At 65.2% G+C, this 20,999-nt stretch carries 23 protein-coding genes; 17 read left to right on the top strand and 6 right to left on the bottom strand.

Features of this window, described 5'->3' with window-relative positions:
• The coding region (locus C2I35_RS21150; protein WP_281255083.1) for an acetyl-coenzyme A synthetase N-terminal domain-containing protein at window positions 1-217 on the bottom strand (217 nt) is incomplete at its 3' end.
• Between the two features lie 574 nt (window positions 218-791).
• On the opposite strand from C2I35_RS21150, the gene C2I35_RS21145 reads away from it, so the two are divergent.
• Both C2I35_RS21145 and C2I35_RS21140 read left to right on the top strand, forming a co-directional pair.
• Window positions 792-2,108, top strand: coding sequence for an NAD(P)/FAD-dependent oxidoreductase (locus tag C2I35_RS21145; protein ID WP_103765021.1), 1,317 nt, complete (start codon window positions 792-794; stop codon window positions 2,106-2,108).
• A gap of 131 nt (window positions 2,109-2,239) precedes the next feature.
• Window positions 2,240-2,575: a hypothetical protein gene (locus C2I35_RS21140; RefSeq protein ID WP_146050106.1), complete on the top strand. Its 336-nt coding sequence runs from the start codon at window positions 2,240-2,242 to the stop codon at window positions 2,573-2,575.
• A 24-nt stretch (window positions 2,576-2,599) separates the two neighbouring features.
• Here the strand turns inward: C2I35_RS21140 and C2I35_RS21135 are convergent, their stop codons facing one another.
• From C2I35_RS21135 to C2I35_RS22005, 4 genes are all read right to left on the bottom strand, one after another.
• On the bottom strand, window positions 2,600-3,502 hold the full coding sequence (locus tag C2I35_RS21135; protein WP_103765019.1) for a DMT family transporter: 903 nt from the start codon (window positions 3,500-3,502) through the stop codon (window positions 2,600-2,602).
• A gap of 125 nt (window positions 3,503-3,627) precedes the next feature.
• A complete protein-coding gene (locus C2I35_RS21130) occupies window positions 3,628-3,858 on the bottom strand; it encodes a hypothetical protein (RefSeq protein WP_103765018.1) in 231 nt (76 codons plus the stop codon).
• Between the two features lie 13 nt (window positions 3,859-3,871).
• Entirely contained in the window at window positions 3,872-5,308 is a 1,437-nt protein-coding gene (locus C2I35_RS21125; RefSeq protein ID WP_103765017.1) for an ammonium transporter, read from the bottom strand.
• Window positions 5,309-5,667: 359 nt separating this feature from the next.
• A complete protein-coding gene (locus C2I35_RS22005) occupies window positions 5,668-5,952 on the bottom strand; it encodes a cupin domain-containing protein (protein ID WP_146050105.1) in 285 nt (94 codons plus the stop codon).
• Window positions 5,953-6,048: 96 nt separating this feature from the next.
• On the opposite strand from C2I35_RS22005, the gene C2I35_RS21120 reads away from it, so the two are divergent.
• From C2I35_RS21120 to C2I35_RS21095, 6 genes are all read left to right on the top strand, one after another.
• A complete protein-coding gene (locus C2I35_RS21120) occupies window positions 6,049-7,269 on the top strand; it encodes a Coenzyme F420 hydrogenase/dehydrogenase, beta subunit C-terminal domain (RefSeq protein ID WP_170067271.1) in 1,221 nt (406 codons plus the stop codon).
• Window positions 7,266-8,111, top strand: a complete 846-nt coding sequence (locus C2I35_RS21115) for an ADP-ribosylglycohydrolase family protein (protein WP_211286207.1) — start codon at window positions 7,266-7,268, stop codon at window positions 8,109-8,111. Before C2I35_RS21120 ends, C2I35_RS21115 begins: the two co-directional genes overlap by 4 nt.
• Before the next feature lie 15 nt (window positions 8,112-8,126).
• The gene (locus C2I35_RS21110; RefSeq protein ID WP_057793788.1) at window positions 8,127-8,513 is read left to right on the top strand and encodes a carboxymuconolactone decarboxylase family protein; all 387 of its coding nucleotides are present in this window, start codon (window positions 8,127-8,129) and stop codon (window positions 8,511-8,513) included.
• Between the two features lie 471 nt (window positions 8,514-8,984).
• A complete protein-coding gene (locus C2I35_RS21105) occupies window positions 8,985-10,085 on the top strand; it encodes a porin (RefSeq protein ID WP_103765015.1) in 1,101 nt (366 codons plus the stop codon).
• A 104-nt stretch (window positions 10,086-10,189) separates the two neighbouring features.
• Window positions 10,190-11,023 carry a sulfotransferase domain-containing protein gene (locus tag C2I35_RS21100; protein WP_103765033.1) on the top strand — a complete coding sequence of 278 codons (834 nt, stop codon included), beginning with the start codon at window positions 10,190-10,192 and terminating at the stop codon, window positions 11,021-11,023.
• Window positions 11,016-11,882: a sulfotransferase domain-containing protein gene (locus C2I35_RS21095; protein ID WP_103765014.1), complete on the top strand. Its 867-nt coding sequence runs from the start codon at window positions 11,016-11,018 to the stop codon at window positions 11,880-11,882. Before C2I35_RS21100 ends, C2I35_RS21095 begins: the two co-directional genes overlap by 8 nt.
• Before the next feature lie 82 nt (window positions 11,883-11,964).
• On the opposite strand, the gene C2I35_RS21090 is transcribed toward C2I35_RS21095, so the two are convergent.
• Entirely contained in the window at window positions 11,965-12,561 is a 597-nt protein-coding gene (locus C2I35_RS21090) for a YceI family protein (protein WP_103765013.1), read from the bottom strand.
• Window positions 12,562-12,644: 83 nt separating this feature from the next.
• On the opposite strand from C2I35_RS21090, the gene C2I35_RS21085 reads away from it, so the two are divergent.
• The 9 genes from C2I35_RS21085 to C2I35_RS21045 all read left to right on the top strand — a co-directional run bounded on the left by C2I35_RS21085 (window position 12,645) and on the right by C2I35_RS21045 (window position 20,997).
• Window positions 12,645-13,388: an endonuclease/exonuclease/phosphatase family protein gene (locus C2I35_RS21085; RefSeq protein WP_103765032.1), complete on the top strand. Its 744-nt coding sequence runs from the start codon at window positions 12,645-12,647 to the stop codon at window positions 13,386-13,388.
• Between the two features lie 79 nt (window positions 13,389-13,467).
• On the top strand, window positions 13,468-14,193 hold the full coding sequence (locus C2I35_RS21080; protein WP_245890586.1) for a CDP-alcohol phosphatidyltransferase family protein: 726 nt from the start codon (window positions 13,468-13,470) through the stop codon (window positions 14,191-14,193).
• An 8-nt stretch (window positions 14,194-14,201) separates the two neighbouring features.
• On the top strand, window positions 14,202-15,803 hold the full coding sequence (locus C2I35_RS21075; protein WP_245890585.1) for a sulfatase-like hydrolase/transferase: 1,602 nt from the start codon (window positions 14,202-14,204) through the stop codon (window positions 15,801-15,803).
• Window positions 15,800-16,699, top strand: coding sequence for a lysylphosphatidylglycerol synthase transmembrane domain-containing protein (locus C2I35_RS21070; RefSeq protein WP_103765011.1), 900 nt, complete (start codon window positions 15,800-15,802; stop codon window positions 16,697-16,699). Before C2I35_RS21075 ends, C2I35_RS21070 begins: the two co-directional genes overlap by 4 nt.
• A complete protein-coding gene (locus C2I35_RS21065; protein ID WP_103765030.1) occupies window positions 16,696-17,748 on the top strand; it encodes a glycosyltransferase family 4 protein in 1,053 nt (350 codons plus the stop codon). Before C2I35_RS21070 ends, C2I35_RS21065 begins: the two co-directional genes overlap by 4 nt.
• 93 nt (window positions 17,749-17,841) lie before the next feature.
• Window positions 17,842-18,207, top strand: a complete 366-nt coding sequence (locus tag C2I35_RS21060; RefSeq protein ID WP_425442954.1) for a 6-pyruvoyl trahydropterin synthase family protein — start codon at window positions 17,842-17,844, stop codon at window positions 18,205-18,207.
• On the top strand, window positions 18,191-18,991 hold the full coding sequence (locus C2I35_RS21055; protein ID WP_103765009.1) for a methyltransferase domain-containing protein: 801 nt from the start codon (window positions 18,191-18,193) through the stop codon (window positions 18,989-18,991). Before C2I35_RS21060 ends, C2I35_RS21055 begins: the two co-directional genes overlap by 17 nt.
• A gap of 12 nt (window positions 18,992-19,003) precedes the next feature.
• Window positions 19,004-19,828, top strand: coding sequence for a RibD family protein (locus C2I35_RS21050; RefSeq protein ID WP_103765008.1), 825 nt, complete (start codon window positions 19,004-19,006; stop codon window positions 19,826-19,828).
• A gap of 53 nt (window positions 19,829-19,881) precedes the next feature.
• Window positions 19,882-20,997: a GTP cyclohydrolase II gene (locus C2I35_RS21045; RefSeq protein WP_103765007.1), complete on the top strand. Its 1,116-nt coding sequence runs from the start codon at window positions 19,882-19,884 to the stop codon at window positions 20,995-20,997.
• The last annotated feature ends 2 nt before the right edge of the window (window positions 20,998-20,999 follow it).

The raw sequence follows: 20,999 nt of genomic DNA, 5'->3' as shown, positions 1-20,999 counted from the left end.
TGATGGAGACGTTCCCGTAGGTGTAATCGACATCCTTCACTTTCGAGTAAGGCTTGATCCAGTCGACGCGCTTGCCCTCCTTGCCCCAGAACGCCTCGGGGTCCTTGATCGAGGCGGCGTACATCTCCTCGTACTTCGCCGCGTCGACATGGGCATTCGCCGCGAAATCGGCACTGGGCGGGTACGTGGACGCACCTGTTTCCGGTTGATTTGTCATATGTCTCCTCCTCCGCACGGAATGGTCCTCGACTTCGAGGCATATATCAATTCGCGCATTGGCGGCGTTATAAAACCTTCAGTAAAATTTTACACTTAGCCGTTGGGATCATTGACTTTTATTTGTAAATACTTTCCCCATCGCATCCGACGACGAGTAAATTTATTTACGAATGCAAAAATTTCCCAGTGATTCCCGCGCTCTAGTATTCCGCGACTCTCGGCGAATGTATGCCGGTGTGTGCAGAAAGCGGCCGGGACGGGCGCAAAGGGGGCCTGTGACATGTTGTCAGGGCTGCTACGGAACAGTGCGGACAGAGGGGTGAATCACGCGCCCTGCGGCGCGGCGGAAGACCGCGTGTTTCAGGCCAAGGCAGGTGGCGGCCAGCGCCAGGATGGGTTCCTGACGGCCGGGCGGCCGTCGCGCACCAGGGTTCCGATGGCGGGGCTGCTGCTTCTGAAGGTCGTGCGCCGAGGTTTCGGGCGCGTTCGGCAATGGGGTGCACGCTGTCGGCAACGAGGCTTGACCGCAGGCCGCGTGCGGGCAATCTGGGTGCGGCAACAGGAGCGTGATCATGACCCAGTGGACAGGAGAGGCGGAACCGGGCCGCCCGTGGTGGTGGGAGGCGGTGGCGCCGGAAGCCACGCAGGACGCTTTGCCGAAGCATTGCGACGTGCTGGTGATCGGTGCGGGCTACACCGGGTTGTCGGCGGCGATTGCCTCCCATGACAGCGGTGCCAGGGTCGCGGTGGTCGAGGCGGGCGTGCCGGGAGAAGGCGCATCGAGCCGCAATGGCGGGATGGTGGGCGCGCATCCGCGGCTAAGTTGGGACAAGATGGCCGCAGCATTCGGAGCTGATGTGGCGGACGCGCTTTTGGCCGAGGCGGCCCCTGCGCTGGACTGGGCGCGGGAGTTCATCAAGCACGAGAAGATCGACTGTGACTTTCAGCAGACCGGGCGCGTACAGCTGGCCTACACGGCGTCGCATTTCGAAGGGCAGAAGCGGCTGGCGGAAAAGGTGCGTGACAAGAGCCGGGTGAAGGTCGAGCTGCTGGAGCGCGAGGGGCTGGGGCGCGAAATCGACACCGGGATTTATCACGGCGGTATCCTGTTTCCCGAGCATGGCGCGCTGCATCCGGCGAAGTATCATCGCGGAATGCTGGAGGCGGTGCGGCGGCGCGGGGTGCCGGTGGTCAGCCATGCCCGCGTCGAGGCGATGGAGCGCGACGGCACCCGGCATGTGGCGCGCACGCCCAAGGGGCGCATCCGGGCCGACAAGGTGGTGTTGGCGACCAATGGATATACCACGCGGCCTTTCGGCTGGCACGTGAAGCGGGTGTTCCCGCTGCCCAGTTTCATCATCGCCACCGAGGAATTGCCGGAGAACCTGATCGGGCACCTGGCGCCGGGGCGGCGGATGATGGTCGAGACGCGGGCGCGGCACAGTTACTTCCGCATTTCGCCGGACGGCAAGCGAATCCTGTTCGGCGGACGAGCCGCGATGCGGGACGTGCCGCTGGCGGTCGCGGCGGAGCGGCAGAGGCAGACGATGGTGGAGGTCTGGCCGGAACTGGCCGAGGCCAAACTGAGCCATGTCTGGAGCGGCTATACCGGGTTCAGTTTCGCGCAGATGCCGCATGTGGGAGCGCGCGACGGCATCAGTTTCGCCATGGGCTTCAGCGGGTCGGGCACGGTGATGGCGCCTTACCTGGGGGCCAAGGCGGGATGGCTGGCGGTAGGCGACGCGCGGTCCGAGACGGCCTATGCGAAAACGCACCTGCCGCGGCATATGCTGCACCTGTTCGACAAGCCGCATTTCCTGAAGGCGGCGGATGTGGTTTATCGCTACTGGGTCGACCGGGTGGAGGCATGGCAGGCACGGCGTGGGTAGGGACCCGGCACCTGCCCTGGGCGTCGGCGGAATTCCGCCGTACAAGCTATACGCTAGTAGCCTCACTCGATCCGGAGGCGTAGCCTTTCCGCAAAAGTGGGCAGGGCAGAATATCGATGAAAAGCAGAGGGATGCCCCTTGGTCGTGCGGTCACGGTAATGGCCGCCGCGATCGGTGTGGCCGGCACAGGAGCGGCGGCGGCCACGGACCAGGAAGACGGTGGATGGACGGCCCGGAAGTGCAGCCTTTACGAAGTGTCGGTGCGTGATGCGATCAGCTTGCAAGGGTCAGAGGGGCTGCGGATGGAGTTCCTGACCGAGAACCAGGTTTTCATCGACGAAGGCTGTACCGCAAAGGCCGAAATCTGTCCGATGACCGACGAGGAATGGCGGTTGGCCGAGACGCTTCTGAAGATGACGATGAACGAGGGAATGGCGAGCACCTTCGTACCGTTCGGCTGTCCCTGACACGGTGGGGCTGCGCTGCGCGACTCAGGTGTCGCGGGCGCGCACCAGCATCAGGAGGCCGATGGTCACCAGCGCGATGCCGGTCCATTCCAGCGGGCCTGGGATTTCCGACAGGACCGGAATGGCCAGCAAGGCCGCCGAGGCCGGAACTGCGGCGGAAAAGCCCGCGGTGTGCGTGGGGCCAAGGTGATTGGCTGCCAGCGCAAAGCACACCATGGCCAGGAGGCCGGGGCCAAGCCCCTGGTAGGCGGCCTGGAAGAGGATCGTGCCGGTCTCGGCCTGCGCCAAACCCGAGGGCAGGAAGAAGTACCAAAGTGGCAGGAAGACCAAGGCGTTCGGAATGTTGATCGTCACCAGTGCCTGTCGCGGGGTGAGCCGCCAGCGGCGCACGCCGAAGATATAGATCGACTGGATCGCCGCGGCGGTCAGGAAGAACACGATGCCGAGCGCCGCGCCCTCGCCGGTGGACCGCAGGCCTGTGACGGCGACCAGCACGGCGCCCACGGTCACGATCACCAGGCTGACGATTTGCAGGCGGTTGGGCAGGGTGCCGGTGAAGGCGGTCACCAGCAGCACGGTGAAGAAGGGCAGCGCCCCATTGGTGAAAACCCCGGCATAGGCCGCCGACGTGTAGCGCAGGCCCATGTAGACCAGCATTGCGTAAAGGGCCCCCGACCCGCAGAGCACGATCAGCACGATTGGAACCGGGCCGAGGTGCCGGGGCCACCACGCCCAGGCGAAGGGCGCCAACAGGACCCCCGTCACCATGAACCGCAGCGCGGTGATGTCGCCGGGGGTCAGCGCCGTCTGCACGCCCGCGCGGGAAAAAACGATGAAACCCGACCAGATCACCAGCAGGCCCAGGGCCGCGGCAAGCCCGATCGAGCGGTTCTGGACGTCTTCGGGCATGGGGGTCTGGACGGTCATGGCGCGATCAGTGGCAGAGGGCCGCAGGCGTGTCCATAGCGGCAGATGCAAGGCCGGTATTCCCCGAGGCGTGAAACAAAGAACGCCGGCCCGAAGACCGGCGTTCAAGGCGCGCGGAAGAGGTCTTACTCCCGCGCCTCGTCCTCGAATACCCGCGCTATGCGTTCTTGACTGTGGGCCGCCGCCTCGTCGGCGTCGAGTTCACGGCGTTCGATCCTGGCTTGCAGGACGTGGAACGCCAACCAGAACAGGAGGCCGACGATCACGAGTATCATCTCGGTGCCGACCATGGGATAGATCGGGCCGATCTGGGACAGGTCGGCGCCTGCCCAGGTTTCTACAGCTGTCGTTGACATTTCGTGACCCTCCTCAAGTCAGCAGGCCAAGGCGCTTGGCCTCGGCGATGTCGGCTTCGGACACCTCTATGGCGTCCATTTCCTCGGCGATCTCCTCGGACATGTCGAGCCCGACGAGTTCGACCGCGGGCGGGACGCGCAACATGCCCATGCCCATCAGGATCTTGGACACGATGAAAGCGGGCAGAAAGCCCAGCACGCCGAACATGATGATCGCACCTGCGAACTGACCCCAGGGCGTGATGACCGCGACGGTTTCATGATAGGCCGCCGTCGCCGGATGGCCCCAGAGCATGAAGCCGCAGATCACCAGGCCGATGAAGCCCGCATAGCCGTGCACGGCCACCGCGCCCACCGGATCGTCGATCTTGAAGCGGCGCTCGACCCAGAAGTGAAGTTTGTACGCGCAGGCCGCCCCCACGGCGCCGATCAGCATCGCCTGGATCGGGTGGTAGAGGTCGTTGCCCGCGGAAGCGGTAATAACGCCGGCAAGGCCCGCCGAGTATGTCCAGAACGCCTCGCCCTTGGACACCACGTAGCCTGCCAGCAGGCCGCCCGACAGCGACATCAGGAAGTTGAACACGATGGCCGACAGGGTTGTGGGGGTGAGATAGATCGTCGTGGCCGTGAAGTTCACCACGCCTTCGGCACCGCCCAGCGTGCCATGGTCGATGATCGGCACGTTGCAGGCCACGTAGAAGCCCCAGAAGCCGCAATAGATCAGGAAGAGCCCGATCGTCACCAGCCACTTGTTGTGCGGGTTGATGTTGCGCGGTGTTCCGTCGGGAGCGAACTTGCCGATCCGCGGTCCCAGCACGACGATCACGCCGAGGGCAAAGCCACCCGCAATGGCGTGGATCACGCCCGAGGCATAGGCATCGTGATAGCCCAGCTGGGTGACCATCCAGCCGTCGGGGTGCCAGCCCCAGGCCGCGTCGATGATCCATGTGCCCGAGCCGATGACCACGGCCAAAATCCAGAAGGCGGTGGGCCGGATGCGTTCGATTGTGGCGCCCGATACGATCGAGGCCGCGGTCCAGCTGAACAGCAGGAAAGCCGCCCAGAACACACCGTTCAGGCGGTTCCAGAAGCCGTTGCCCAGTTCGGCGCCGTAGCCCTGCGCGCTTTCGAGCGCCGGTCCGGGGCCGCCCAGGTGGGTGCCCATCAGTTCGGACCATGGCACGGCATTGTCGGATTGCGTGATGCCGCCGGTGATGCCGGGACCGTTGGGGAAGGCGAAGTAGATCCACCATCCGAAGAAGAAGAAGGTGATGGTCACCAGCGGCATGAGCATGGTGTTCTTCATAACGGTATGCATGTGGTTCTTGTGGCGGCTGGCGCCGACCTCGTACATACAGAAGCCCACGTGGATCAGGAACATGAGTGGCACGGTCACCCAATAATAGAACTCGGTGAAGATCACCGTCAGTGCACCGATATCGGTATCCAATTTACTGTCCTCCCAGTGTGGTGCGACCCGTAAGGCGACAGGAGGATGGCGCCGACCGGGTGCACCTATTTTCATTTGCCGGCCGCTCTTGCGCGGGGCCGGTGTCCGGGTGGAGCTTTACCTTGAGACTGCCCGGATAAGGGCAGAATGCTTAATTGTTAGGCTGTTTGCCAACAACAAATTAACGCAGTGAATAAAAAATTCCCGCTAAGAAATAAATTCTGCCGAATTGTCGCGGGGTTGCAGCAATTGCTCCGGGAAGCGGAGCACGGCGGACGCTCCGACGGGTGTCGCTTTTGGGTCAAATTTTGTCGGATTCTATCGCCTTGCGAAGAATCGGGCGCCCGCGCGTTGCAAAATCATTTGAGCTCCACCTCGACAAAGCTCATCGCCACGGGGCCGGCGTTGATGACGTTGTGTTCCACGCCCTGTGCGCGGGCATAGGCGGTCCCGGCGGGCACGGTCACCTCGCGCGTCTGTCCATCGGGCTCCTCAAGGCGCATGTGGCAGTCGGTGATCGCGGTGATGACATAGTCGTGGTCATGGATGTGCCAGCCGGTCTGCTGATCCGGGGCGAAGTCGAACCGGGTGACACGGGTACGGGCGTCGTCGATGAGCACGGTTGCCGTGCAGGTCATGGTCATGGAGCGTCCCTTGTACTGGAAGCCGGACACGGGGGCTTGCGCGTGGCGGCAGGCCCCGTCACCAATATGATACGCCCCGAGCGAAAGGAAGACGGGATGACGGATGCACGACAGGCAAAGAGCGTGAGCGAGGTCGTGGAGTCCGGCCTGTGCATCGGCTGCGGTCTGTGTGAAGCGCTCGCCACGACGCGATGGGTCATGGTGATGAACCGGCACGGACGCCTGCGGCCTGCGCCGGTGTCCGCCGAGGATCCGGACGCCGACGCGGAAATCCTGGCCGCCTGTCCCGGTGTGGTTGCCGAGGCGCAGGCGCGAGGGGGCCGGGAAGATCCCGTCTGGGGCAGCTATACGCATATGGGCGAGGCATGGGCCGGGGACCCGGACATCCGGTTTCGCGCGGCGACGGGCGGGGTGCTGACGGCGCTGGGCGTGCACCTTTTACGCACGGGCAAGGCCGCGTTTGTCCTGCATTGCGCCGCGGACCCGGAGCGGCCGATGCGGTCGCGCTGGGTGATGTCCGAGACGCCCGAGCAGGTCGCGGCACGCGCCGGGTCGCGCTATGGCCCGACAGATACGCTGGCAGGGCTGGAGGCGGCGCTGGCGCGGGGAGAGCCCTTTGCCATTATCGCCAAGCCCTGCGATGCGGGGGCTGTGCGGGCCCGGGCCAAGGCGGATGCGCGGCTGGACAGCTTGCTGGTGGCCGTCCTTGTCATGGTCTGCGGCGGGGCGTCGGACCTGGGCAAGTCGCAGGCGGTGCTGGACGAGTTGGGCGTGGCGGAGGATGACCTGACGCTTTTTCGCTATCGCGGGCATGGCAACCCGGGGCCGACCCGGATCGAGACGCGGGACGGACGGCATTTCGAGAAGACCTATAATGAGATGTGGGCGGACGAGGCGGGCTGGCGCATCCAGAGCCGCTGCAAGCTGTGCCCCGACGCGATCGGGGAGGCGGCGGACGTGGCGGCCGCCGATATCTGGCCCGGAGCAGAGCCCGAGGGGGAAGACGAGGGGTTCAACGGCGTGATCATGCGTTCGCCCGAGGGCCAGGCGCTGTTCGATGCCGCCGTCGCGGCCGGAGACCTTGTGTGCGGCGCCGATCTTGCGCCGCGCGACTATGACGGGTTTCAGCCGCACCAGGTGCACCGCAAGCGGGCGATGGCCGCGCGGTTGCGGGGCCTGGCGGCGGCGGGGCGGCCCATTTATGCCCACGCGGGCCTGAGACTGGAGGCGCTGGATTCCAAGGACCCGGATGAAGAGGCGGGTGCCTTGCGCCGCGCCAGGATTGGCCGGTTCGATGACGAGGTTCCCGAAATATGATGCAGAAAGCCTTTAGCGAAGACGAGGCCATCGGGATGCTGGTGGGGCTGGCCGTGGGCGACGCGGTGGGCACCACGCTGGAGTTCCGCGCGCGCGGAAGTTTCGAGCCGATCACGGACATGGTGGGCGGCGGGCCGTTCAACCTGGCGCCCGGCAAGTGGACCGACGACACCTCGATGGCGATGTGCCTGGCGCAGATGCTGCGCTCGGCCAATGGCTGGGACGCCGAGGATGCGATGAGGCGCTTCGTGAACTGGCGCGACAACGGGTACCTGTCGTCGACGCGGGTGTGTTTCGACATCGGCAACCAGACCGACGCCGCGCTGACCCGGTTTCAGCAGACCGGCAACCCCTATGCCGGGCCGGTTGAGGATGAATATAGCGGCAATGGTGGACTCATGCGGCTGGCGCCGGTGGTGATCGCCTATGGCGCATCAAAGGAAAGCGCCATGGCGGTGGCGCAGCTGCAAAGCCGGCTGACCCATGCCAGCCCCCTTTGCCAGAGAGCGGCGGCGAATATGGCGGAGTTCCTTGTGACTGGGGATGTCGGGCTTTTGCCGCGCCCCGAGGCGCCGCCGGAGGAGGCCAGCGGTTACGTGGTGCACACGTTGCACGCGGCCTTCTGGGCGCTGACGCAGGGCGACACGTTTCGCGACGTGATTCTGGCCGGGGTGAACCTGGGCGGGGATGCTGACACGGTGGGCGCCGTGGTGGGGCAGCTGGCCGGGCGCATTTACGGATATGGCGGCATTCCCGAAGAGTGGCGCGCCCGGCTATACGACCATGACAAGATCAGGACCGCGGCGGAGGATCTTTATGCCCTGCGCCCGATCGACATCTAATAGAGAGGAAAACTCATGAGCCTGTTCGACGAAGACCTGTTCCTGAAAGGGCTGGAGCAGCGCAAGGCCACGCTGGGGGCCGAATACGTGGAAAAGAACCTGGCGGCGGCGGATGAGTTCACCCGGCCGTTCCAGGAAGCGATGACGGCCTGGTGCTGGGGATTCGGCTGGGGCGACGAGGTGATCGACGCCAAGACGCGCAGCATGATGAACCTGAGCATGATCGGGGCGCTGGGCAAGATGAACGAGTTCGAGATCCATTGCCGCGGCGCGCTGAACAACGGCGTCACGAAAGAAGAGATTCGGGCGATCGTGCACGTCGTGGCGATTTACTGCGGGGTACCGCAGGGGCTGGAATGCTTCCGTCACGCGCGCAAGGTGCTGGAGGAGCGCGGGCTTTGAGGGGGCAGCCGCCGATCCAAACGCGGGAACCGCGCGTTGTGCCGGACGTGCCGTCGGGATATGGCGCGGCGTTGGTCACCGTCGCGCGCCCTCAGGGCCAGCCGGGGGATGGGACGGCCGGTTGCCTGAAAATAGTGTGACGGAAATGTCGCGGGCCCGCGACGACTCGCATTGCGCGTCGCGACGCGAGTCGCCTGAAGGTGCTGGCAGGGCCCGTGCGCCCGCTGCAAACCGCAGCCTGCGGTTGTAGGAAACCCCTTAAAAACCGGGGGATTTTCCGTTTTTCAGCGCGATTGCCCCGGCCCGTGAGAGATCTGTGTGTGAAATACGTCACAGAGCGTCCAACAACACGGCGCAAGGGGGGCGGTTCGTTGACAGTGAGGGGGCATTTACAGCATTCATCCTCCCAAGCCGTGTCCTGGATCGGGGGCGGTGGAACTTGTAACTTTCCTGCTTTAAGGAGGGATAACCTTGAAAAAGCAACTTCTCTGCACCAGCGCAATCGCCCTCGGCGTCGCTGCTGCCCCTGCCTCGGCCCAGGACTGGAACCTGGATTGGGGTGGTTTCTTCCAACAGCACGTGGCTTACACTGAAGTCAGCGGCCTCGGTGTTGGTGTTGACCTCGACGGCGTTCAGATGTTCACGAACGCTGAAATCATCTTCACCCCGAACATCACGCTGGACAACGGCATGACCTTCGGCGTGAACGTCCAGCTCGAAGCCCTGAACTCGGGCAACGCACAAATCGACGAATCGTACATGTCGATCTCGAGCGACACGTTTGGCCGCATCGACGCCGGTTACGAAAACTCGGCCGGTTACAAGATGATGGTTGGCGCACCGCAAGTCGGCTCCATGGCGATCAACTCGCCGTCCGCTTCGGCCTTCATCCCGTTCGTGACCGGTGCCGGCGCACCCGGCGCGTTCCGTCAGGCTGCTCTGTCCTCCTACACTGAGGTTGCAGGCAACAACGACATCGCACGGATCACCTACTACACGCCGAGCTTCAGCGGCTTCACTGCAGGTATTTCGTACGCTCCGGGCACAACCGGCAACGTTGCGGGCATCCTCGCTAACCGCGCTGCTGGTGGTACTGCCGTTACCGACATCTTCGACCTTGGTGTGAACTACAGCCAGTCCTTCGGCACCACCGACATCACTGTGGCCGCCCGTTGGGGTACCGGCGACAGCAACATTGCAGGCGTTTCGGATCCCGAAACCTGGGGTGTCGGCTTCCAAGTCGGCTTCAGCGGCTTCACCTTCGGTGCATCCTACGCTGAAAACGACAACGGTATTGCAGGCGGCGTTGGTGACCAAGAAGGTTACAGCGTTGGTGTGGCATACGATGCCGCTGGTCCCTGGACCTTTGGCCTCGAAGCCTACATCGGTGAAGTCGACAACGGCGCAGGCAATCCCGACGGCGAATACGAGTACTACAAACTCGCCGCCAACCGGGACCTGGGACCGGGCGTCAGCTGGACCACCTACCTGCTTCAGGGTCAAACCCAAGACGCAGTTGGTGGCGACATCGACGGTACCGCGATCGGCACCGCGATCAACCTGAGCTTCTAAGCTTAGCTTGAACGACTTTGAACGGCGGGGGAGTGTACTCTCCCGCCGTTTTCTTTTAGGGAACGGGAAACCGTTCCCTTTTTGATGTGCCTCGAAGGATGGACATGAAACGAAGTATTGTCTGGCTGGCCTCTTACCCGAAATCCGGAAATACGTGGATGCGGATTTTCCTGGCCAACTATCTTTCCGATGCGAAGAAACCGTTGGAAATCAACCAGATCCAGCGTTTTGGATTTGGGGATTCCAAGCCGAATCGATACATGGCGGCGGCAGGCCGAAAGATTGACATTACCGATCCCGAAGCAACGCTGCGCGTGCGTGATCGGGTCCTCCAGGGGATCGTGGCGAATAATGCGGATGTGAATTTCGTCAAAACGCACAACTGTCGGAACCAGGCGTTTGGTGTTGAGCTTATCCCGGCGCGCTATACCAGGCAGGCGATCTACATTCTGCGCAATCCTTTGGATATGGTTTTGTCCTACGCGCGCCATTACGGCATGACACATGAGCAAACCGTTGAGTTCATCGGTCGAGCGGACAGTGCCAACCAGGCCGATGCGACAACCACCTGGCAGTTCCTGGGCAATTGGAGCGATCACGTCAAGGATTGGACCCAGGGCGGGGCCTTTCCGGTATTGGCACTGCGCTACGAGGACCTGCTGGACGACCCGCAGACGCATTTCGCCAAGACGCTGGAGTTCATGGGGGTGCCGATCGTGCCCGAGAGGCTGGACCGGGCGATCCGCTTTGCCAGTTTTGATGAGCTGAAAAAGCAGGAAGACAAATCGGGATTCCAGGAAAAGTCGCCTCATTCCGAACGGTTTTTTGCCAAGGGTCAGGCAGGGCAGTGGAAAGATGACCTGGATCCCGCGTTGGTCGCGAAGGTCCGGCGGGACCATAAGCGGATGATGAAGAAATACGGGTATTACAGTGTCTGACCTGAGACGGATCATCTGGCTGGCCTCGTTTCCGAAATCGGGCAATACGTGGCTGCGCAGCCTTTTGGCGCATTATTTCATGCCGCCGGGAATGGCGCCTGATATCAATAACTTGCGCCAGTTCACCACTGCCGATATTCGGCAGGATTTCTTTGACGCCGCCAACGGAGCGCCGTTCCGAGGCAAGAGCGTGGACGATTGGCTGAAGGTGCGCACCAAGGCGCTGCACATGATCGCGGGGGCCAAGCCGGGCAAGCATTTCGTCAAGACCCATTGCACGCCGATCCGGGTGGGCCCGGTGGACCTGATTCCGCCAGAGGTCACGGCGGGAGCGCTTTACATCATGCGCAATCCGTTCGACGTGGCGCCGTCCTTTGCCCGGCATACCTCCGTTTCGCTGGACGAGGCGATTGCCAAGATGTGCGACCCGGACAACGTGATGGGCACCGAAAGCGGCATTCTGGATGCGCTGGGGCGCTGGGACGATCACGTAAACCGGTGGGCCACGGTGCCGGGAATGCCGCGGCATTTGATCCGGTACGAAGACCTGCTGGAAAAGCCGGCCAAGAGCATGGAGCGGTTGCTGGATTTCCTGAGCGTCAAGCCGGACCGGCCGAAGTTGGCCAAGGCGATCAAGGCCACCAGTTTCGAGGCGATGAAGAAACAGGAAGAAAAGCACGGTTTCACGGAGCGGCCCGAGGGCATGAAAAGCTTCTTCGCCAAGGGCAAGGCTGGCGGGTGGAAGGACGATTTGACGCCGGCGCAGGTGGGCCGTATCCGCGAGGCTTTCGCGTCGGTGCTGGAACGCTGGTATCCCGAGATGATGGACGAAACAGCTCAATTCGCCGCCTCGGCCTGACGCCGCCCGCATCAGGAGCGGGTGGCAACGCCATGTCAGATAACGAAATTTCGCGCTCGCGGCCTTTGGTCCGCCCGCCGGGTCAGTCCATCCGCATCGCTTCGGTCTCGATCATTATGTCGACCGTATCGCCCACCAACCCGTTCTCGACCCCGTAGGTCATGCCGAATTCGCTGCGCTGGATGCTGGTCTGCATCGACAGGCCCAATACGAAACGCTCGTGGCCGAACGGATACTCGGCGGCCTTGTTGAGCGTGACATTCAACGTCACCGGGCGGGTTTCGCCCAGGATCGTCAATTCGCCCTCGACGGTGCCTTCGGTGTCGGAGGTGGCGGTGCCGCCATTTGCGGTGAAGGTGATCTCGGGGTGGTTGGAGACGTCGAGGAAATCCGCCTTGCGGACATGCTCGTTACGGCCTTCGTGAAAGGTGTCGACACTGGTGGAGGCGATGGTGACGCTGACCTCGCCCAGTTCCCGGGTTTCGCTGTCGTAGTCGAAGCTGCCCTCGACGCCGGGAAAGATGCCGAGGGTTTTGGCATAGCCGATGTGTTCGACGGTGAAAAAGACGGTAGTGTGGCTGGCATCGAGCTCGTACCGGGCCATTTCTGCGTGGGCGGTGACCGGAACGGCGGCGAGCGTGATCGCGGCCAAAGCGCAAGTCGGGAATTGAAGTCGCATGAGGTCTCCTGTCATTGAAAGAATATGAAAGGTTATCACGGAAAGGTAACGCAACAGGTGAGCCCAGCAAGATGGAAATGCCGATGAGCGGCCCGCGCCTGAGGTGTGCCAGCTGGAATGTGCACCGTGCGAAGGGCACCGATGGGCGTGTCGATCCCGGCCGGGTGCGTGCGGCCATCGCGTCGGCGCTGGCGCCCGGGGGGCTGGATGTGCTCGCGTTGCAGGAGGCGGACGCGGAGTGCCGCCCGCACGGGCGTATCCTGGATGTGGCGGGAATTTCAGCCGATACCGGTCTGATCTGGCAGCATGAGCGGCCCGAACTGCGCTGGGGTGCGCAGAGCGACGGGTTCCTGGGGACGATCCTGTTCCTGGCCCCCCGTCTGGAGGTCGGGTTTCGCGACGTCATCGACCTGCCGGGGCATTGTCATCGCGGCGCGGTGGTGGTTGAGGCGCGCGCGGAAGCGGTGCCGGTGCGGATCATGTCGATGCACCTGTCGCTGTCGCAGCCGTTGCGGGTGGTGCAGATGCGCATTATCGGCCAATACCTGCGCCGCAGGCCCGAGATGCAGACGATCCTGCTGGGCGATTTCAACGAATGGCGGCCCTGGGGCGGGCTGATGTTCAACGCGCGGCTTCTGGGGCGGCGCTTTCATGGTCCGGCGCGGCGCAGCTTTCCCTCGACCCGGCCATTGTTGCCGCTGGACCGGATCCTGACGGACAGGGCGGGGGCGCTGTCGGATATCGAGGTGGTCGACACGGGCCCGGTACGTGCGGCGTCCGATCACCTGCCGGTACGCGGTGACGTGCGTCTGCCGCGGCAGGGCTAAACCTCCGGCGTTGAACGATTTGTGATCTGGTCGCCGGTTCCGTGCGTTCTATCTAGTGCGGAACGCGCAAGGATACTAAATGGTCGACATAACCCAGCAGAAACGAACCGCGATGCCGTCGGCGCGACCGCCGATGGCGGAGGTCGTTGTAATCGCGGCAGTGCTTGCGCTTGCGCTGGCCGCGTTCGGCGCAGCGGTGCTGCCGTCACCGGGCTGGGCGATGGCGATGTTCGGGCTCTCCGTGGCGCTGGTGGTGCCGGGGGTTTGGCGCAGCTATCCGCACGCGGTGTTCGGCCTGTGCAACACCGTCACGCTTGGGCGTGCCGCGCTGCTGTCGTTGTTGGCCGGGGCGTTGTTCGATGCCGGGGCCGTGTCGCCGTGGCTGGTGTTCTGGGTCGGATTGACCATTCTGTCGCTGGACGGGGTGGACGGTTGGCTGGCGCGGCGGTCGCAGCTGAAATCCGACTTCGGGGCGCGGTTCGACATGGAAGTGGACGCGGCGCTGGGCGCGGTGCTTGCAATGTGGCTGCTGCTGACGGGCAGGACGGGTGCGGAGATCCTGGTGCTGGGGTTCATGCGTTATGCGTTCGTACTGGCCGGACTGATGTGGCCCGCGCTGCGCCGGGAGTTGCCCGAGTCGATGCGCCGCAAGACGATTTGCGTCGTGCAGATCGGCACGCTGATCGCATTGGCCTGCCCGCTCTTCCCGGTGGCGCTTGCGCCATGGGTCGCGGGACTGGCATCGGCGCTGCTGGTGCTGTCGTTCGGCGTCGACACGGCATGGCTGGTGCGGCACAGTCGATGATCCGAACCGTGACCCTGTTCGCTTCGGCGGGCGTGATGCTCGCCGTGCTGGCGCTGCCCAACCATCCGGGGCAGATGAATTACAACGGGCTGGTCTATTGGCCGATCGAGTTGTCGGTGCTGCTGTTCGCGATGCTGGCGCTGGGGCGGACCCGCGGCGTGGCGTCGGTTCTGGCGCTGGTTCTGGTGGCGGTCACACTGCTGAAGCTGGCGGACCTGGCGAGTTTCGCGGCCTACAACCGGGCCTTCAACCCGGTGTCGGACCTGTTCCTGGTCGAGGCGGGGGTCGGACTGCTGAGTGACAGCGTGGGAGCGGCGAGCGCTTATTTCGTGGTAGCGAGCTGCGTCGTGGCGACCGGGTTCCTGTACATGCTGTTGCGCGGAGGGCTGAAGGCGTGGGAGCGCGTGGCGTTGCCCGGACCGGCGCGGGTCGTGGCGCTGGCGGCGGCATTGGCCACGGGCGGCTGGGCGGTGGCGGATACCGGGCACCACCTGGGCTATTGGACGTTCGAGAAAAGCCCGCCGGGATCGGCCCGGACCACCCGCGTGGCCGTGGCCCGGATTGGCGACGTCCGCGAGACGGTGGCGGATCTCGAGCGGTTCCGGCAGGCGGCGCAGGTCGATCCGATGCGCGATATTGTCGGCGCGTTCGACCGTCTGGAGGGGCGCGACATCCTTCTCATATGGATCGAAAGTTATGGCCGCGCCAGCATCGACAACCCGGAATATGCCCCGACGCATCTGGACACTCTGCGCCGCGCCGAACGGCAGATCGCCGGGGCGGGGCTTGAGATGAAAAGCGGGTGGGTGACCTCGCCCACGGCGGGCGGGCAAAGCTGGCTGGCGCATGGGGCGCTCGGCAGCGGGCTTTGGACTGCGGACAATGCGCGCTACAGGGCGATGATCGCAAGCGGGCAGAAATGGCTGTTTCACCTGGCCGCCGAGGCGGGCTATCGCACGGCGGCTGTGATGCCGGCGATCACGATGGCCTGGCCGGAAAGCGCGGCGATGGGATTCGAGCATGTGTTCGAGGCCAAGGACATTCCCTACGCGGGCGAGCCGTTCAACTGGGTCACGATGCCCGACCAGTTCACGCTGGCCGCCTATGACGCCCTTTTGCCCGACGATCCCCGCCCGGATTTCATCCAGGTCGCTCTGATCTCGTCGCACGCGCCGTGGACGCCGGTGCCGGAGATGCTGCCATGGGACGAGATCGGAAACGGGACGGAATTCAACGAGATGGCGGCACGCGGCCCGACGCCCCGCGACCTCTGGAAGGACCGGGATGCGGTGCGCGACGCCTATCGCCGGTCGGTGGACTATTCCCTGAACGCGGTTTTTTCCCACGTGGCGCGGCTGGGCGAGGATGCGCCGCTGGTGATCGTGGCGGGTGACCACCAGGCGGCGGGTCTCATAGCGGGCAGCGACAACCGCGATGTGCCGGTGCATATGATCGCGCCGCCCGGCGTGCTGTCGTTGATCGACGGCTGGGGCTGGACCGGGGGCATGATCCCGGCACCCGAGCTTGAGGCGCAGCGCATGGACGGGTTCCGCAACGCGTTCATCCGAGCGTTCTCGTCGGTCGAGCAGGTGGCGGAGGTTGCGCCATGAAGGTGTGGGCGATCAAGCTTCTGGCCTCGGCGGGGCTGATGGCGGCAATGTTGTGGTGGACCGACACCGCCGAAGTGGGCGCCCGGCTGGCGCGGGCCGACTGGCCTTGGCTGGCGGTGAGCCTTGTGGCGCTGACGCTGGCCACGCTGTCGATGGCGCGGCGCTGGCAATTGACGGCGCAGGCGCTGGAGATACCGATCGGGTTCGGCGCGGCGGTGCGGGAATATTACCTGGCGCAGCTGATCAATTCGGTCTTGCCGGGTGGCGTGCTGGGCGATGTGGGCCGCGCGGTACGGGTGCGGCGGCAGGCCGACCTTGCGCGGGCCGGGCAATCGGTGGCGGCAGAGCGGCTGATGGGGCAGGTGGCGATGTTCGCGCTGTTGGCGCTGGGGCTGATCGGGGCGGTGCTGGTGCCGGGCGGAATCGCCTGGCCCGGCGGGGTGTGGGCGCTGCTGGCGGCCCTACCGGTTCTGGGTGCGGTGGTCGTGTGGGTGACGCGCCGGTTCGAGGCAACGCGGTCCTTTCCCGGGCTGGTGTGGCGGCTGATCGGGCACGGGCCAATCTTGATGCACGCGCTTTTGGGGGCAGTGTTGCTGATCGGCGGGCTTTATGCGGCGGCGCGGGCGACCGGGTCGGTCATTCCGCCGGAAGGCCTGTTGACGGTGCTGCCGCTGGTGTTCTGCGCGATGCTGGTGCCGCTGTCGGTCGCGGGCTGGGGCTGGCGCGAGGGGGCCGCGGCGGCGCTGTTTCCGGTCATCGGGCTGGACGCGAATGCGGGCGTGGCGATGGGGATTTGCTATGGCGCGATAATGCTGGTGTCGGCCCTGCCGGGCCTTGCGTTCCTGTGGGTGCCGGGGACCGTGCACGCGGCGCCGGAAGGGGCGGGCCCGTCATGAGCCGCGCGGTGTTTGCCATTCCCGGAGACAAGGACCAGCGCACCGGCGGGTACGTCTATGACGCGACGGTGCTGGACCGGCTGAACGCGCTGGGGCACGAGACGGCGCATTTGGAATTGCCGGACAGTTTCCCCGCGCCGTCGGACGCGGACATGCAGGCCACCTTCGACGCGCTGGCGGCTGTGCCGCGCGGGCGGCCGATCATCGTGGACGGGCTGGCGCTGGGGGCGATGGACCCCGCGCGAATGGACCGGGTCGAGGCGCCGGTGGTGGGCATGGTGCACCATCCGCTGGGTTTGGAAAGTGGGCTGGAGGCCGGGCACGCGCGGGCGCTGTTGCGCAACGAGGCCGCGGTGCTGGGTCGGGTGGCGCATGTCATCGTGCCGAGTGAGCATATCGCGGCGACCGTTGTGCGGGATCTTGGCGTCGCGCGTGACAAGGTCACGGTCGCGCATCCGGGCTTCGAGCGGACCGCGGACGGGACGCGGCCCGCCGCAAAGAAGGCGCATCCGCCGCTGATCCTGTCGGTGGGACTGTTGGCGCGGCGCAAGGGGCATGACGTGTTGCTGAAGGCGCTGGGCCGGCTGACCGGGCTGGACTGGCAGGCCGAGATCGTGGGCAAGGCGCATGACGCATCCATCGCAGGAGCGCTGGAGGTGCAGGTCGCCAAGCTGGGGTTGCAGGACCGCATGAGTTTTGCCGGAGAGATCGGCGCGGAGGCCTTGAAGGACGCCTATGCCCGCGCCAGCCTGTTTGCGCTGGCCACGCGGTATGAAGGCTATGGCATGGTCCTGAGCGAGGCGATGCTGCACGGTTTGCCCGTGGTGTCGTGCCGGGTGGGTGCGGTGCCCGAGACGGTCGGAGAGGCCGCAGTGCTGGTGGCGCCGGATGATCCCGACGCGCTGGCCGGGGCAATCGAACGCCTGCTGACGGACCCCGGCTCGTCGGAGCGGTATGCCGCCGCCGCGCGGCAGCGCGCGAAGGCCCTGACCGACTGGGATCATACCGCCCGCATTTTCGCCGGCGTTCTGGAACGGATCACCTCATGAGCCGGTTGACCCATCGGATAAACGCGGGGTTTGCCCCGCATCACCCCAAGAAATGGAAGTGTTATGTTCGCTGTTGAAGTTCGTGATCACATCATGATCGCACATTCCCTGCCATCGCCTGTCTTCGGACCGGCACAGGGCCTGCACGGCGCGACCTTTGTCGTCGATGCCGCCTTTTACACCGAAGATCTGGACGAGAATGGTCTGGTCGTGGATATCGGGCTGGCGACCGAGGCCTTGAACGCCGCGCTGGAGCCGTTGAAATACGGTAACCTGGACGACAAGCCCGAGTTCGCGGGCAAGATCACCACGACCGAGTTCCTGTGCCAACACATCTGGGCGCAGTTGCGGGACCACACGAAAACCGAAGGGCTGGGCGATGGCGGGCGCGTGAAACGCATCCGCGTCCAGCTTCATGAAAGCCATGTGGCGCGTGGGTGGTATGAATCAGATATCTGACACCCAGTTCCAGGCCGACTGGCTGAGCCTGCGCGAGGCGGCGGATCACGCCGCGCGGGATGCCGTTCTTCTGGCGCGGGCGGCGCAATGCGTGCCGCCGGGTATGCGGGTGCTGGACCTTGGCAGCGGCACCGGATCGACCGCGCGGGCCTTTAACGGGGCAGGGTATGACAGGGTGCAGTGGTGGTTTCTCGATACGGACGAGGCGCATTTGCAGGTGGCCAAGGCGCGCCATCCCATGGCCGATTGCGTGATGGGCAGCGTGACCGATGTGGAGGCCCTGCCATTGGAACATGTGGGGCTGGTGACGGCCTCGGCCCTCTTGGACCTGATGAGCACGGCCTGGGTCGATGCGCTGGCGGCCCGGCTGGGGCAGGCGGGTATCCCGTTCTACGCCGCGCTGAGTTTTGACGGCCGGATGCGGTGGGAGCCGCCCATCGCGGCGGATGCGGACGTGACCGAGGCGTTCAACCGCCACCAGCGGGGCGACAAGGGCGGTCAGGCCGCGATGGGCCCCGATGCCGCGGCACTGACCGCGAAAGGGTTCGAGGCGCGCGGGTTCGCAGTGACTTTGGCCGGGAGCGACTGGGTGCTGGGACCGGACGATGCCGCCTTGCAGGATGAATTCGTGGCCGGCGTCGCCCGGGCGGCCGCGGAGGCCGGGGAGGCGCAGGCAGAAAGCTGGGCCGGCGTCCGACGCAAGGCGGCGGGGCATACCGCGTTGCGGGTGGGGCACAAGGACCTGCTGGCGGTGCCCGCGGGACACGAGGCCACAGCAGGATGATCGGAGATGAGCATGGAACTGATTGATGTCACCCCCAGGGCCTGGGCCCGTATCCTGGCCGCGCGCAACGACGAGGCCTGTCTGTGCTGCGGCGACTGGAGTTCCGGCGAACGCGCCGCGCTGACGCTGTATGGCGGCATGACGCGCACGGTGTCGGGGCAAAGCGTGATCGCCCAGATCGGGCAGTCGCTTGATGGACGTGTCGCCACGGAGTCGGGCGATGCGCAGGAAATCTCTGGCAAGGACGGGCTGGCGCATCTTCACCGGCTGCGGGCACTGGCGGACGCGGTGGTGATCGGCGTGAAGACGGCGCTGCACGACAACCCGCGCCTGACGGTGCGCCTGGCCAAGGGGCGCAATCCGGCGCGGGTGGTGATCGATCCGAATGGCCGCTTGCCCAACGATGCCGGCCTGCTGCGCGACGCAAGCGCCCGGCGGATCGTGATCCAGGCGGTGGACAAGCCCCGGCCCGATGACGTGGAGGTGATCCGCCTGCCGCGCGGCGAATGGATTTCGCCGGCGCAGATCCTGGCCGCGCTGCGGGGGCTGGGCCTTGACCACGTGCTGATCGAGGGCGGCGGGATCACCATCGCGCAGTTCCTGGAGGCGGGGTTGCTGACGCGGTTGCACGTGGCCGTGGCGCCGCTGTTGATCGGGGCCGGGCCGACGGGGCTGAAAACTTCGCCGGTGCCGTGCCTGGCCGAAGCGTTGCGACCCAAGACCGAGGTGTATGGCCTGGGGTCGGACGTGCTGTTCGATTGTGCGCTGGCGCCCGAGCCCCCGGCGCAGGTGCTGTGGCCGCATCGCGTGCGGGAACGCCCCGCACTGCGGCACTGAGTGAAGCCTGCCCAATGCCAGATACCCTGTCCGTTCATCCGAAAGAGTCCCCAATGTCCCGAGTTGCCGAAAGCCTTCTTCCCAATGTCGCCGAACGTCTGAGCCGGGTGCAGTCCGACCTGCGGCTGGGTCTGCCATGCCTTCTGACGGATGGACCGGACCGCGCCGTGGCGGTGGCGGTCGAGACGCTGAGCCAGGCGCGGCTGGACGGGTTGCGGGAGCTCTTCGGCGTGCCGGAGCTGGTTCTGACCAGCAACCGGGCGCGGGCCGCGATGGCGCCGGTCCAAAGCGCGGATATTTCGGACCTGCCGGTGCGGATCTGCCCGCCGAAGCACGCCGACATGGGCTGGTTCCTGCGGCTCGCCGATGCCGGGCAGGATGCTGCGGGGCCGGTGGCGCCACTGCACCGGATCCGCGACCGGGAGGTGCGTCTGCACGGGCTGGCGCTGAGCCTGGTGAAGTCGTCCGAATTGCTGCCTGCCGCGCTGATCTTCGGGCTGGCCGGGAATGCGGCACTGCCGGAGGGGCTGAGCATGGCGGCGGTGGAACATTCCGACGCGCTGGAGCACTTCGCGCAGACACCGGCGCTGTCGCCGGTGGCGGTGGCCGGCCTGCCGGTGGAGGCGCATGACGCCGGAAAGCTGCACGTATTCCGCGACCCAGATGGCCGGACCGAGCATTACGCCTTCGAGATCGGCACGCCCGATCCCGCGCGCCCGGTGCTGGCGCGGCTGCATTCGGCGTGCTTTACCGGGGACGTGCTGGGCAGTCTGAAATGCGATTGCGGTCCGCAACTTCGCGCGGCGATGCTGCGGATGGGCGAGGAGGGCGCGGGCCTGCTGCTTTACCTCAACCAGGAAGGGCGCGGGATCGGGCTAGCCAACAAGATGCGGGTCTATGACCTGCAATCGCGGGGGCTGGACACGGTGGACGCGAACCATGCGCTGGGGTTCGAGGATGACGAGCGGGATTTCCGCGTGGCGGCGGTGATGCTGCGCAACCTCGGGTTCGGGGCGGTGCGGCTGCTGACCAACAATCCCGCCAAGGTGCACACGTTCCGGGCGCAGGGGATCGAGGTGGTCGAGCAATTGCCGCTGCGGGTGGGCAAGAACATTCACAACAGCGGCTACCTGGCGGTGAAGGCGCTGAAATCCGGGCACGCGTTGTGAGG

It is taken from the genome of Roseovarius confluentis (assembly GCF_002917925.1).
GTDB classification, from domain to species: Bacteria; Pseudomonadota; Alphaproteobacteria; order Rhodobacterales; family Rhodobacteraceae; genus Roseovarius; species Roseovarius confluentis.
This window is presented reverse-complemented; position numbering and strand designations above follow the sequence as displayed.

Coding starts and splice junctions, on each gene's coding strand:
- C2I35_RS21145 (WP_103765021.1), top strand. CDS start 792: ATGACCCAGTGGACAGGAGAGGCGGAACCGGGCCGCCCGTGGTGGTGG.
- C2I35_RS21140 (WP_146050106.1), top strand. CDS start 2,240: ATGCCCCTTGGTCGTGCGGTCACGGTAATGGCCGCCGCGATCGGTGTG.
- C2I35_RS21135 (WP_103765019.1), bottom strand. CDS start 3,502: ATGACCGTCCAGACCCCCATGCCCGAAGACGTCCAGAACCGCTCGATC.
- C2I35_RS21130 (WP_103765018.1), bottom strand. CDS start 3,858: ATGTCAACGACAGCTGTAGAAACCTGGGCAGGCGCCGACCTGTCCCAG.
- C2I35_RS22005 (WP_146050105.1), bottom strand. CDS start 5,952: ATGACCATGACCTGCACGGCAACCGTGCTCATCGACGACGCCCGTACC.
- C2I35_RS21120 (WP_170067271.1), top strand. CDS start 6,049: ATGACGGATGCACGACAGGCAAAGAGCGTGAGCGAGGTCGTGGAGTCC.
- C2I35_RS21115 (WP_211286207.1), top strand. CDS start 7,266: ATGATGCAGAAAGCCTTTAGCGAAGACGAGGCCATCGGGATGCTGGTG.
- C2I35_RS21110 (WP_057793788.1), top strand. CDS start 8,127: ATGAGCCTGTTCGACGAAGACCTGTTCCTGAAAGGGCTGGAGCAGCGC.
- C2I35_RS21100 (WP_103765033.1), top strand. CDS start 10,190: ATGAAACGAAGTATTGTCTGGCTGGCCTCTTACCCGAAATCCGGAAAT.
- C2I35_RS21090 (WP_103765013.1), bottom strand. CDS start 12,561: ATGCGACTTCAATTCCCGACTTGCGCTTTGGCCGCGATCACGCTCGCC.
- C2I35_RS21085 (WP_103765032.1), top strand. CDS start 12,645: ATGAGCGGCCCGCGCCTGAGGTGTGCCAGCTGGAATGTGCACCGTGCG.
- C2I35_RS21080 (WP_245890586.1), top strand. CDS start 13,468: ATGGTCGACATAACCCAGCAGAAACGAACCGCGATGCCGTCGGCGCGA.
- C2I35_RS21070 (WP_103765011.1), top strand. CDS start 15,800: ATGAAGGTGTGGGCGATCAAGCTTCTGGCCTCGGCGGGGCTGATGGCG.
- C2I35_RS21065 (WP_103765030.1), top strand. CDS start 16,696: ATGAGCCGCGCGGTGTTTGCCATTCCCGGAGACAAGGACCAGCGCACC.
- C2I35_RS21060 (WP_425442954.1), top strand. CDS start 17,842: ATGATCGCACATTCCCTGCCATCGCCTGTCTTCGGACCGGCACAGGGC.
- C2I35_RS21055 (WP_103765009.1), top strand. CDS start 18,191: ATGAATCAGATATCTGACACCCAGTTCCAGGCCGACTGGCTGAGCCTG.
- C2I35_RS21050 (WP_103765008.1), top strand. CDS start 19,004: ATGGAACTGATTGATGTCACCCCCAGGGCCTGGGCCCGTATCCTGGCC.
- C2I35_RS21045 (WP_103765007.1), top strand. CDS start 19,882: ATGTCCCGAGTTGCCGAAAGCCTTCTTCCCAATGTCGCCGAACGTCTG.